The 13612-nt window shown below is 48.9% G+C and carries 8 protein-coding genes; 3 read left to right on the plus strand and 5 right to left on the minus strand.

Going from position 1 to position 13612, the window contains the following annotated elements; genetic code table 11:
• Window positions 1-51: 51 nt before the first annotated feature.
• The 3 genes from K6T22_RS14520 to K6T22_RS14530 form a co-directional block, all read right to left on the minus strand.
• On the minus strand, window positions 52-3279 hold the full coding sequence (locus K6T22_RS14520) for an adhesive domain-containing protein (protein WP_238237980.1): 3228 nt from the start codon (window positions 3277-3279) through the stop codon (window positions 52-54).
• A gap of 318 nt (window positions 3280-3597) precedes the next feature.
• Window positions 3598-3921 (minus strand): winged helix-turn-helix transcriptional regulator, encoded by a 324-nt coding sequence (locus tag K6T22_RS14525; RefSeq protein ID WP_029342725.1) that lies wholly within the window; start codon window positions 3919-3921, stop codon window positions 3598-3600.
• A gap of 67 nt (window positions 3922-3988) precedes the next feature.
• Window positions 3989-5146 carry an AI-2E family transporter gene (locus K6T22_RS14530; RefSeq protein ID WP_238237981.1) on the minus strand — a complete coding sequence of 386 codons (1158 nt, stop codon included), beginning with the start codon at window positions 5144-5146 and terminating at the stop codon, window positions 3989-3991.
• Window positions 5147-5396: 250 nt separating this feature from the next.
• On the opposite strand from K6T22_RS14530, the gene K6T22_RS14535 reads away from it, so the two are divergent.
• Both K6T22_RS14535 and K6T22_RS14540 read left to right on the plus strand, forming a co-directional pair.
• Window positions 5397-7937, plus strand: coding sequence for an ATP-binding protein (locus K6T22_RS14535; RefSeq protein WP_238237982.1), 2541 nt, complete (start codon window positions 5397-5399; stop codon window positions 7935-7937).
• Between the two features lie 99 nt (window positions 7938-8036).
• Window positions 8037-8885: an NAD(P)-dependent oxidoreductase gene (locus K6T22_RS14540; protein ID WP_238237983.1), complete on the plus strand. Its 849-nt coding sequence runs from the start codon at window positions 8037-8039 to the stop codon at window positions 8883-8885.
• 52 nt (window positions 8886-8937) lie between these two features.
• Here K6T22_RS14540 and K6T22_RS14545 read toward each other — a convergent pair whose 3' ends face one another.
• On the minus strand, window positions 8938-9720 hold the full coding sequence (locus K6T22_RS14545; protein ID WP_238237984.1) for a flagellar hook-basal body protein: 783 nt from the start codon (window positions 9718-9720) through the stop codon (window positions 8938-8940).
• A 14-nt stretch (window positions 9721-9734) separates the two neighbouring features.
• Window positions 9735-10523, minus strand: coding sequence for a flagellar hook-basal body protein (locus K6T22_RS14550; RefSeq protein ID WP_238237985.1), 789 nt, complete (start codon window positions 10521-10523; stop codon window positions 9735-9737).
• A 226-nt stretch (window positions 10524-10749) separates the two neighbouring features.
• On the opposite strand from K6T22_RS14550, the gene K6T22_RS14555 reads away from it, so the two are divergent.
• Entirely contained in the window at window positions 10750-13608 is a 2859-nt protein-coding gene (locus tag K6T22_RS14555; RefSeq protein WP_238237986.1) for a sensor domain-containing protein, read from the plus strand.
• Window positions 13609-13612 lie beyond the last annotated feature (4 nt).

The following is a 13612-nucleotide window of genomic DNA, read 5'->3' on the forward strand; positions in this document are numbered from 1 at the left end:
TGAATCGCAGTGAGGCACACATTGCCCCACTACGATCAACTACAGCATGACTTACTCTTGTGGACGGCGACGGAATAGTTTCGTGAACAATCCGGCTGCTGTCGCAAGCATTCCCATGAGGGTGATCAAGAACAGATTTTCCGAAGTGTTCGGTAACGTGCCACCGACGATTCGTTTGACCGGTTGCGTGATCGGTTTTGAAAGGAGTGGCGATTTATTCGTTGGTGCACTGACTGTATTCACTGGCAAAGTTGGTCTAACGTTCGGTCCGTTTACTGCACCAGTCGAAGGAGCTGGTTTCACATTCGGGCTAGAGATCGGGCTTATGCCAGGAGTTGGTGCGACAACTGGACCATTTCCTGGTGGAGTCGTTGGTGGCGTGACGACTGGGATCGGAATGATGACATTGTCGTTATCATCGTTCGCACTTGAGACATTGTCTGGATCCTCTTTGCCATCGTTATCGTTACCACTGTCATTGTCTCCACCATTGTTGTTATCATTGTCGCCGTCATTATCTTGATCGGCGTCGGCATCTGCATCTGCATCTGCGTCAGCATCTGCGTCAGCATCAGCATCAGCATCTGCGTCAGCATCAGCATCCGCATCAGCATCAGCATCAGCATCCGCATCAGCATCCGCATCGGCGTCAGCATCGGCGTCAGCATCCGCATCAGCGTCGGCATCCGCATCAGCATCTGCGTCAGCATCAGCATCCGCATCAGCATCCGCATCTGCATCAGCATCAGCGTCGGCATCTGCGTCGGCATCCGCATCGGCATCGGCGTCAGCATCCGCATCAGCATCCGCATCAGCGTCGGCATCTGCGTCGGCATCAGCGTCAGCATCCGCATCTGCATCTGCATCAGCATCAGCGTCGGCGTCGGCATCTGCGTCGGCATCCGCATCGGCATCGGCGTCAGCGTCAGCATCCGCATCGGCGTCAGCATCCGCATCAGCGTCGGCATCTGCGTCGGCATCAGCGTCAGCGTCGGCATCTGCATCTGCATCAGCATCGGCGTCAGCATCAGCGTCAGCATCAGCGTCAGCATCAGCGTCGGCATCCGCATCGGCATCCGCATCGGCGTCAGCGTCAGCGTCCGCATCAGCATCTGCATCCGCATCAGCATCGGCGTCAGCATCAGCGTCAGCATCCGCGTCGGCATCCGCGTCGGCATCCGCATCAGCGTCGGCATCCGCATCAGCATCAGCGTCAGCATCAGCATCTGCATCGGCGTCAGCATCGGCGTCAGCGTCGGCATCAGCATCAGCGTCAGCATCCGCGTCGGCATCCGCATCGGCATCAGCATCAGCGTCAGCATCGGCATCCGCATCGGCATCCGCATCCGCATCGGCATCGGCGTCAGCATCGGCGTCAGCATCCGCATCGGCATCAGCATCAGCGTCAGCATCGGCATCCGCATCGGCATCCGCATCGGCGTCAGCGTCAGCATCCGCATCTGCATCCGCATCAGCATCTGCGTCAGCATCTGCGTCAGCATCTGCATCCGCGTCAGCATCCGCGTCGGCATCCGCATCCGCATCAGCATCTGCGTCAGCATCCGCATCGGCGTCAGCATCCGCATCCGCGTCGGCATCAGCATCAGCGTCGGCATCAGCGTCAGCATCCGCATCAGCGTCAGCATCCGCGTCAGCATCAGCGTCAGCATCCGCGTCGGCATCCGCATCGGCATCCGCATCGGCGTCAGCATCAGCGTCCGCATCAGCATCTGCATCCGCATCAGCATCGGCGTCGGCATCCGCATCCGCATCTGCATCAGCGTCAGCATCCGCATCAGCATCAGCATCTGCGTCGGCATCTGCGTCGGCATCCGCATCCGCGTCGGCATCTGCATCTGCATCAGCATCGGCGTCAGCATCCGCGTCAGCATCAGCGTCAGCATCCGCGTCGGCATCCGCATCGGCATCCGCATCGGCGTCAGCGTCCGCATCAGCATCTGCATCCGCATCAGCATCGGCATCAGCGTCAGCATCGGCGTCGGCATCGGCGTCGGCATCCGCATCCGCATCGGCGTCAGCGTCAGCATCCGCATCAGCATCAGCATCAGCATCAGCATCAGCGTCAGCGTCGGCATCGGCATCGGCGTCAGCATCTGCATCGGCATCTGCATCAGCATCTGCATCCGCATCCGCGTCCGCGTCTCCATCTGCCTCTTCATCAAAGACGATCGTATCTTGACCATCTAGATCAGCCAGCAGTTGTGCATCGATTGCAGACGTATTGACGACAGATCCCGTAACAACAACTTCGTCTTGAGCAACTCCAGCCGGTTTATCCACGATGATATTGGCACTAACAGAAGTTGGTCCGAGTACTTGTACACCTGCGAGTTCATTTGACAAGTTAACCGTATCGTTTGTCACTGCCGTCAAAAGGCTGTTCACACCTGGCAATAGATCTTTGACTGGGTTTAAAACGGGATCAATTAAGTTTCCTGCTATTCCGGATAGTTTTAAGTTCGTGATGGCATTGACCAAATCGGTCAATGCATCTTGAACGACTTGCTTCGTTAACGTATCAAGATGCTGTCCTAAACCATCACTAAAGTCAATCACGATTGAACCATCCGGATTAACAGTAACTGGAGCAGAACCTTCGTAATCCAAAAGATCCGACAGTGCGGTATCTAAATTCTGTAGATTATCCAGGGCATCCGTTAATTCGGTTAGCCCCTCCACTCTCAACAAACTACCTACGACTGGCGTTCTTTGTAATCGATCAATACCCGCTAATAGGTCAGTCACAGTATCTGCTACTGTTCCCGTCAACGGATCAAGCTGACCTTTGAGCGTCGGTAAATCTTCAAGTGTAATTGGTAACAATTCAACACTGACTGACGCATTACCATTCGCCTGCATTTTTCCCGCTAAATCTGGAATGTTGAAGACAGCTACCCGGTCCGGGTTCAATACTTCCGCATCGGCTAATCCAACACCGGTCAAATTAAGGACTAAATCATAGTTATCCGGTTGTTCCGTCAGATTTGCGTTGACCGCGACATCCGTCAATAACTGAACTTCAGCTAAGCTGACACGATTCGGTCCTTGGACGAGCGAATTTCGAACCGAGTTCGCGAATTGACTTTGTTGCGTCTGAAACTTCTTTTCAGAATTCTCAGCTGCTTCAGTTTTCGTATAAGTGAATGAGATCGGAGAGAGGGCGAGAGAGGACGCTGCCAGCAGTTTCACTAGTCTTCGTGTGTGGTTTCTATGGTGTCGATTCATCTTCTTTCGAAAATCAGGTGCTTTTTTCTTCATTTCAACACTCCTTTTCTACGGAAAAAATAATCGTACACCTATTATTATGCATGCAATCCCCTTAAAAATATACAATTTTTTACAAAAGTAATGGTTAAATAGTTATTATTAACCAGTATTTCAGATATTAATTTACCATTAAAATATAAATAATATATATTATGAATAACTAACACTTAATATATATTGTAATTTTATTTCATACTAGTTCTATCCATTTTGTGTAAAAACGACTTAATTCAATTTTATATAACCATAGTTTTGAAAACCGTAAAAAAACCTACGAGCGTCTGCTCGTAGGTCTAGGAACCTGCTGATTTAATATCGGATGTGCTGTTTACTCCAACGAATCGATTCCTTAAACTGTCGGACGAGATCTTCAGCGGGTGCCGTTAAATAATAGGCTAGTCCGTGTACTTTTTCAGACATCTGTTGGATCACGAGTCCATCTTCGATCAATTCCTGCAATTGCTCAAGGATTTGACCGTGCGACTGATCGATCCGTTGCTCGAGTTCCCCAATCGTCAACGCACCATCACGCAAAAGATAAATGATGCTCGACTTCAGACTGTTCTCGAAGTTGTGTTGGAATTTCTGTAATGCGAGTAAATCGGCTTGTTCTTCGGTATGACGTGAATCCATCTGATTCCTGCCCCCTTTTTCTTAGCTACCTCTCCAGTATGACGCACTTTTACGTGAATTTCAAAACTCAATCGCGATCAGTGATGATCGTATCGAACGTCTTCTCTTCCTCCGTGATGACCATCTTCTTTTGTGACCGAAGATGATAGAGACGACGAATATTCAGAATGACGACCTTCATGACGGCGTAGAATGGAACACCTAGCAAGACACCGAAGAAACCAGCGATGTTCCCTGCGACGAGTAAGACGATGATGATCGTCAACGGATGGACGTCAAGCGTTTTCCCTTGCACGAGTGGTGACATGATATGCGAATCGATTTGCTGCGCGACGGTCATGACGATGATTGCATAAATCGCAAGAATCGGATCCTGAATGAACCCGACGATCAACGCTGGAATGACACCAAGGACCGGACCGAGGAACGGAATGATGTTCGTCAGTGTCGCAAACAAGGCGAGTAGTAACGCATAATCAATCCCGATGATCAAGTAGCCGATATAGGCGATGATTCCGACACCAATACTGACGATGACTTGCCCCCGAATATAGCTCATGATCGTCAAATGAACGTCACCGAGAATTTTTTTCGTTTCCTTATGATATTCATACGGCATCAGTTTGACGAGATTACCTTTCAGCTTATCACCATCAAGCAACATATAAATCAACATGATCGGAATGATGACGATCGTCACGACCGTCGTCGTCAGGACACTGACGAACCCACCGACACCCGTGCCGATGTTCTTCAGGAATGTCGACGCGTATTCTGAGATGTTACCGGAGAATTTATTGAATAGATTATCCGGACCTGACATGAAACGGGAAAAGACAGAACTGTTCTCAAGCTGCTCTCGAACATCAATCAATTGCCGCTGGAACTGTGTCGCAAGCGTCGGAATCGAGTTGACGAACTGCGTAATCTGCTCCGACAGCATTGGACCAAAGATGAATCCGAGCGTTGTTAGAATCCCGATCAGACCAACAAGTACGATCAAGACAGCTGGTCGCCGCTTCATCTTTTTCTCAAGTAACTCGACGATCGGCAACAGGACATAATAGAGAATCCCGGCAATCGCGAGCGGTGGTACGACCATTTGGAGCAAAATCGCAACCGGTCGGAACAGGAACGTGACATGATCACCGATCCAGACGATGATCAGTAACGTCATGATCCACCAGGCGAATCGGTACCATTTATTTTCGAACATTTTTTGCATCTAACCACTTCCCTACTTAAAAGAATAAAGTTCAATATCCCCTATATGTTTCCCTTAAAATAGCGTCTGTTAATCCTTATTCTCAAAAAATATATCGTTTATTCGGTTTTTACCTGTATATGATATATTAGTTTTAGTCATCTTTGCAGATTCAGATTTGCCGAGACTCTTGAATGTGCGTAAGATGAGTATATTCGGACTTAAGAAATCTTTTTAATACATGTAAAAATAGAATACGGAGGATACCTCAGTGAAATGGATCAACCATACGATCGGTCGCCAATTGATGTTCGCTTTCTATATGGTGTTTGTCGCTCTCAGCATCACGTCTGCAATCGTTTACTTCTATACGGAAGAGAAAATCGATCAAGCCAATACGACGTTCGATGATTTACGAGAACGACGGACGAACGCCAATGCACTAGCGAACGAGTGGACTGTCGCGCAAAGCAACGTCAAAACCTACTTATTGACTGGCTCACAAGAGACACTTGATGCCGTCAAGACGAACCAACAAGAAATCAATCGCTTAACGACATGGTTCGAAAAGTATGCCGTGTATGAGCAAGGAAAGGAATATGCAACGGCAACCCGTCAAATCTATGATGATTATTTCGGAACATCACTTCCGCTCCTTAACGAATACGTCGAGGGAAAAAAAGACGGGAAAATCAACGAAGACTTCGTTGATCCGAACACACTTGCTGCCCTGTCGAACGGAAAAGATTTGTTCACTGCAAACGGGACGTTACGTGGATCGGTCAGTTTATCAGATGCTGATGTCGACATGACACGGATTGATACGTTACTTGCTGATTATCTGACACTGATCCAAGGCAAAGAAGTCGATGCGAAGAACGATCTTCTAGGTGAAATGCGCGTCGCGCAGTTCATCTGGCTCTCGAACCTCGTCGTCTTGATCCTAGTCCTCTTGTCGCTCGTACGTCCGTTCATCAGTCGTATTACAAAACAAGTCAACGCCCTGTCTCGTGATAGTGCACTACTTGCAACAGGTGAAGACATCCAAGCGATTCCATTGCCAAAACGTAAGGACGAGCTGTACACGTTGACGACATCATTCAATCAGATGGCGGCGTCGATTGCCGATAATAAGGTCCATATGCTCGCGAAGAACGAAGAGCTTCAGGCGCAACAGGAAGAACTCGTCGCCCAGCAAGAAGAACTGCAAGCACAACAGGAAGAACTTGAAGAAGCACTCGATATCACGCTTCGCAGTGAACAACATCTGAAGTACCGCAATGAATTGACAGAGACACTCGCCTCCCGCGAGACGTTGACGGCATATCCGGAAATCATCGAAAAGCTCGTCTCGATCACGCATTCTGAGATTGGTGCCCTGTTATTCCTTGATCAACAAGAAGTCCGCTCAACGATCGACTACGGAATGACGGAAGAAATGGTCGGGCGTCTCGTCTCTGACGATCAATCGCTCTTGCACCGGGCACGTCTCTTGAAGCGTCCTGTCCATTCATCAAAACAGGTCGCACACGAGAGCCCACTCCCGTACCCGTACTATATGTATGAAGTCGCCGTACCGGTTCTTGATCCGACGAAAGAGCACATGATCGCCTGCATCTATCTCGTGCGTTATCGCGATGCCTTCACGACGGAGCAAATGAACGACATTCTGTCGTTCTCGCATCAATTGTCTCTCTCACTCTTACGGATGGGGATCTATGAGGAGATGATTCGCGAAAAGAACAAGACGACGCAACTATTGAACTCGATTCGTGAAGCTGTCGTCTACATCGAACATGAGACGGATGAGTTGCTCGTCAACGAACCGCTGATGACGTTGTTCCCAGAAGTTCCGACACAGTTCGAAGACGAAGAGCGCTCTGCTTTCGAACAAGCGATGCAAGCACTCGCTGACATCATTGATGAGCCGGCAGCATTCGAGCGCTACATCGAACAAATTGTTGAACTGAACTTACCGAAAGATAGTTTGATCGTCTCGATTCGTAAACACAGCACCTATATTCAGATTTACGCCGAGAAGATTGAAGTCGACGGTACCTGGGTCGGTACGATGCTTGTCCTGCGCGACGTCACGAAGGAAACAGAAGCGGAGCGGATGAAGGAAGAGTTCGTCTCGACTGTTTCACATGAATTGCGGACACCGCTCTCTTCGATCTATGGCTTCACGGAACTGATGCTCAACAAACGGTTCGAGGAAGAACGGCAACGGAAGTATCTCCAGACGATCCACTCGGAGACCGGTCGCCTGACGACACTCGTCAATGACTTCCTCGACGTCCAGCGGATGGAGTCGAGCGAACATCGCTATGAGATGTCGACGTTTGATGTCGTCGAACTGGCTCAGGACTTGATCGAGTTCTATGATGTCTCACATGAGACACATACGATTGATTTCGAGGCACGTGGACCAATCATGATCGACGGGGATGCGGAGAAGATGAAGCAATTGCTGAACAACCTACTCAGTAATGCCGTCAAGTACTCGCCAAGCGGGGGTACGGTCTTGATCCGGATTTCAAACGAACTCGGTTTCGCTCAAATCCGAATTCAGGATGAAGGCATCGGGATTCCGCAAGAGGCTCTCCCGAAGCTATTCGATAAGTTCTATCGTGTTGATAACTCCGAGACACGAAAAATCGGCGGGACCGGTCTTGGTCTGTCGATCTGTAAGGAAATCGTCAAACACCATAACGGAACGATTGATGTCGAATCCGTCGTTGGTGTCGGATCGACCTTTACGATTCGTTTCCCGATTGCTGTCATCTCGACGATCCTTACGTACGAAGATTAATCATTCGACCGTTCACATCACGTGGACGGTCTTTTTTGTCGTTAGATTGGATAAAGTGAGGGTATAGTCAAAAGCGCATTATTTTAAGGAGGAATCGACATGCAACTTGGATGGATTGGGTTAGGACATATGGGGGTACCGATGGCAAAACGCCTGCTCGACGGTGGGCATGGCTTGACCGTCTACAACCGGACGTATGAAAAGACAGCTCCGCTGACTGAACGAGGAGCAACAGCTGTCAAAGAAGCACAGGACGTAGTGCATCAAAGCGATATCATCTTCGTCATGCTCGCAGACGGACCAGCTGTCGCGTCCGTTCTCGAAAGCGTGCAAGAGGACCTAGCTCGTAAGACGATTATCAATTTAAGTACGATCTCACCAGACGAAACGAAGGAGATGGCTCGCCTCGTCGAAAATAGTGGCGGAACGTATCTCGAATCGCCTGTCTCAGGATCCGTTCCAGTCGCAGAAAACGGTCAGCTCGTCCTGCTTGCCGGTGGTGACGGAGAAGTCGTTTCGACCTGTCAGCCATATCTTGACTTACTCGGCAAGGAAACGATTCATTTTGGAGCACACGGCACAGGGAGTACGGCGAAGCTTGCGATTAATTTATTGCTTGCCGTCGTCGGACAAGGGGTCGCGGAGACGTTGTTGCTTGGAGAGGGGGCAGGTCTTGAGAAAGAGAAACTGATCCAGATGATCAGTGCTTCCGGGATGAACACCCCACTCTTCACCGGCAAACGTGACATGTACCGGAAGAACGATTTCCCGTCCGCCTTCCCGCTCCGTCTGATGGCGAAGGATCTCGGTCTCATCACGGCTGAAGCGAGACGCCAACGGCTCAAGCTACCACTTGCGCAAGCGACGAACGCTAGCTACGCTGAAGCGAAACCTGATTATGGCGATGCCGACATGGCAGCGATTTATCTTGCGTTACAAGAAAAATAATGAAAAGGGTGATACCTCTCGATGTGAGAAGCATCACCCTTTTGCTGTGAAATTATTTAAGCGACGTGACGATTCCCATCATCTGATCACTCGTCATCAACGCTTTCGAGTTGAACTGATACGCCCGCTGGAGCTGCGTCAAGTTCGTCATCTCAAGCGCCATATCGACGTTTGATGTCTCGAGTCGGCCGACTGTCAATGGATTACCTGCTGCATTCTGGTATTGTCCAGTTGCCGTGAACAAGCCACCACCGACTTCTGTCAGCTCACCGTAGTTCGGGATATCCGCGACACCTACTCGAGCGAGTACGCGTCGATCTCCGTTTAAGATGCCTGTGATGTTTCCGTCCTTGTTCAATTCAATCTCTGTCGCGTTCCCTGGTAAGACGATCGGATCATTCGCCTGATTGATGACAGAACGTCCGGCATCATCCGTCAGCAGGACTTGTCCGTTCGCTTGCGGCGACAACTGAAAGTTTCCGTCGCGCGTAAACTTCGTTACACCATCCGTATCGACGACGCCGAAGAAATGATGTGGATTGCCGAGTGCTGCATCGAGTTTCCGGTCCGTCGTCCGGAACGTTCCGACGCCAAACCGTGTCGCTTCGTTTGCGACGTACCCTCCGACACCGAGTCGAAGTCCTTCTGGTGTCGTCAACGGTCCCGGTGTGAATCCTGTTGCTTGGTTATTGATATTACGGACGAGCAGTTCATTGAACTGGGCATCCCGACGTTTATAGCCATTCGTATCGACGTTAGCAAGATTTTGACCGGTCGTATCGAGCTGCTTTTGCAGCTGTCCCATCGTACTTGCGGATGTATAGATTGATTGCATCGTATCCTCCTCAGTTAGCGAACGCGTCCGATTTCGGAAACAGCCTTCTCCGCTGTCCGGTCGTACGCTTGAATGACTTTTTGATTGGCTTCGAACTGGCGCAGACCGGCGTTCATTTCTGCCATCGTCTGTTCAACCTCGACGTTCCCAAGTTCGAGTACGCCTTGATCAACCCGGATGTTTCCGGCATTCAATGGATCAGCGGAACGGAACAAACCGTTTCCTGTCCGTTCGAGCGTCTCCGGTTGATCCGTTACGACGAGACCTAGGTTTCCGATGGCTTGACCGTTTCCGTCCGTGACAGCACCGTTTGCGTCAACTAGGAAATCTTCATTGACGACGTTGAGAGGTTGTCCGTTCGTATCAAGGACGAGATCATTCTCCGTCGTCCGAAGTAATCCATCCTGACCGACGGCAAACTGTCCATTCGTCGTATAAAGGGTCTCTTCGTCTCCCGTCAGCGGATCCTGATGACGGATCGTAAAGAGTGGCGCCCCTTCAAGCGAACTGATTTGTAAATCCGTTGCATTGCCCGTCTCCGTGATCGATCCTTGGGTGAAGTTCGGCGTTGCTGCCTGCATGAAGACACCGGTCGCGAGTTTTCCGACCGTCGCGACTCCCCGCACACCTGTCCGTTCATTGTTTGCTGTCTGCTGAATCAACATCTCCGGAAATGTCCGGAGTGACGCTTGATCGGCACGGAAGCCCGGCGTCCGCGCATTCGCCAAGTTGTTACTGAGCATTTCCTGTTGGCGTTGTAATGCCTGCATCGCATTCGACGCCGTGTACATTCCTCGTAGCATGCGTTCATCTCCTCATTGACTTCATGTTCAATTCTTTCCTCTCAGTATATCGGTCGACTTAGCGTGAATTATGAGTTTTTTTGAACAAAAAGGTAATATCCGACAGAGATGAATCGAAAGGCCTATTAAAATCCTGTTTGCCTTTTTTTTAATAGATTACATATTCAAAATTGACAAATATTGTTATGCTGTAGACAACAAAAAAATGATCCTCGAGGTGAAACCTATGAGCTTCTTTAAAAAACGTGCTACTGAACGAACTGTGCCTGGGTCTTTAGATTTATACACACTGTCCGACGTCACTTATTTTTTGGAGAACCATCCGGATGCTGTCTATACGATGGATACAAAGGGTCACTTCATTTCCTTCAACAATAAATTTCCACTCATGCTCGGATACGATCGAGACAGCCTGAGGGAACTCCACTTCGAAACGTTTTTAAAGCCGAACGAAGTTGATCAGATCAAGCAGTTCAAGAAACGTGTCTATTCAGGCGAGACCGTCCACTTTACGACGATGGTCCGACACAAAGATGGACACTGGTTGACGCTGAACGTCACGAACATCCCGATTTACGATCAACGTGTCATCATCGGTCTCTACGGAATCGCCCGTGATATATCGCATCAGCAGGAAATCCGAAGTGATTACCAGCGTCTATTGATAAAAGACCGATTAACGAACGCCATCGAGGGTGTCAGTTTCGTTGAATACGTTCCAACATCAAAAGAAATTGTCGCGTCGCCCTCTCTCGCTACACTATTACAACTCTCCAAGAAACATTTAGTACGAATGGACGCTTACGACTTTCTAGAAGAACTTCATCCAGAAGATCGAACAATTTTCCGAGAGCAAAGTCTTGCGCTTCATAAAGGTCAAATTCCGACCTTCTCGATGCAGTTACGGATGGGACGAAGAGATCAGTTCCAAAAGATTGTTCACTGTGAAGGTGTCGTTCAGACGGATACGATTCCGAGTTCACTCCTCTTCATTCTCAAGGATGCGACACATCTCATCCAGCTCGAACAGGAACGGGATCTTGCCATCGCTTCCCTAAAGAAGTTTTTTACGTCCCTGCATACGACCGCTTACGAACATCGTTATAGCGATAACACGGTGATTTTTCATGCTGTCGGTTTTCTTGAACCGTACACTGATTATCTCAGGCGAATCGAACAGGATCATCAACTGTGGACGAAGCTCGTCTCAGCAGAAGATCTTGTCCTTATGAAGGAAGCATATCCAAAAATCCGACAAGGTGAAGTCGTGCGACTCGTCTATCGCTTGAATTATCCCGATCGTCAATTCTGGGTCGAGGAGACCTGCATCCCGATCATCGATTCACAGGGTGAGGTTCTTGGTCACTATGGTGTCTCGACCGATATCACCCGTCTGAAAGAACAACAACATGAAATTTGGCACCTTTCGATGCATGACCCGATTACCGATTTACCAAATCACGCTTTCACGTTAGAGCAAGTTCGTGAATTGTTGACGCATCGTTCGCCGTTTACTTTATTAACAGTCACCTTCAACCAACATAGCCGTCTCGCTGAGCGATTTGGTCACGAGATTGGAGAAGAATGGATCCGACAAACAAGTGCAGCCGTGAAAAAGCTTATCAAAAAAGAGGTATTTATAGGTCATCTATTTGGAGATAAATTCCTTATCATCTTAAAAGGTAAAATTGATGAAACACGGGCGATTGGACTCGCCAATCAATTGCTTGAGCTGACCCATCATCGGTTCGACGTCTTGTCCTATGAACTGTTTTCGAAAGTCTTCATCGGTATCACTTATTCCGCCCATCATGATCATACGGCAGAAGAACTGATTAAACAGACATATACGGCACTACGCCGTGCTAAGTCGATTTCTAAGAGTAACTTCCAGTTCTATTCATCGAAACTCGACATCACGATGTATCGTCGTTATCAACTCGAACGCGATTTACGGCATGTCATAAAGAAGAACCAGCTATTCCTTGAGTACCAACCGAAAGTCGATAGTTGGAGTGGACGTATCGTTGGTGCAGAAGCCTTGATCCGCTGGGACCACCCTGAATGGGGACGACTGGCACCAAAAGATTTCTTGTCCCTCTCAGAAGAAAGTGATCTCTATATCCACATCGGTGACTGGGTACTCGATCAAGCCTGCCGATTGATCCGTGATCTGCTCGATGAACAACCAGAAAACGTCGTTCCGCTATCGATCAACTTATCACCGAAACGGCTATTTTACGGTGACTTTGCGAGTGTTGTCGAACAACACTTAAAAAAACATGGTGTTCCTGGTCATCTGTTAGAGATTGAATTACTCGAATCCGACGTACTGCTCGAAGGCGGACAAGTCCTCGAGACACTCGATCGTCTCGTTGATCTCGGTGTCAAACTCTCACTCGATGATTTCGGAACCGCCTATTCATCGATTTCTTACGTCCAGCGTTATCCGATTCATTGCCTGAAGATCGATCGTTCGTTTGCGATTCATGCCGAACATGATCCAAAGAGCCTCTCTGTCATTAAAAGTGTCATCTACATGGCGAAAGAGTTCGGTCTGACCGTCGTTGCAGAAGGCATCGAGAACATGCAACAGCTGAACCTGTACAGGGATCTAGAGTGTGACATGATTCAAGGCTATCTCTTCAGTAAACCGGTCGATATCGAGACGTTTAAGCAACTCCTTGAAAACGGCACCCTTTATCCAAAAGATACGGGGACTGCTCCACCGAAGGAGCCGATTCTAAGTCTCCATGCGAAGGTGACGATTTCGAAGCTGAACGGACAGACGATTGAAGTAGGATCGTCTCCGATTTTGATCAATCGCTGTACGAATCGGACGATTGCCTTCTATTCTTCGATCCGTCTACCGGTGAAGCATAAATTAGAACTCTCACTGCAACTGCATCACTTAACACATCCTGATATCTTCATTGAACCGACGTCGATTTCTGAACTTGATAACGGTCTCTTCTACTACGTCGCCGACTTCCAAGTCCGCGCCCTGTCGCTCATCGTCCAAGAACAGTTGAATCATTCCCAGCATTCCCGCGTCGATGACTTTTTCGAACAGTCGACTGTATGAAAAA

Origin of the sequence: Exiguobacterium acetylicum (genome assembly GCF_022170825.1) — a bacterium.
In the GTDB taxonomy this organism is placed as follows: domain Bacteria; phylum Bacillota; class Bacilli; order Exiguobacteriales; family Exiguobacteriaceae; genus Exiguobacterium_A; species Exiguobacterium_A acetylicum_B.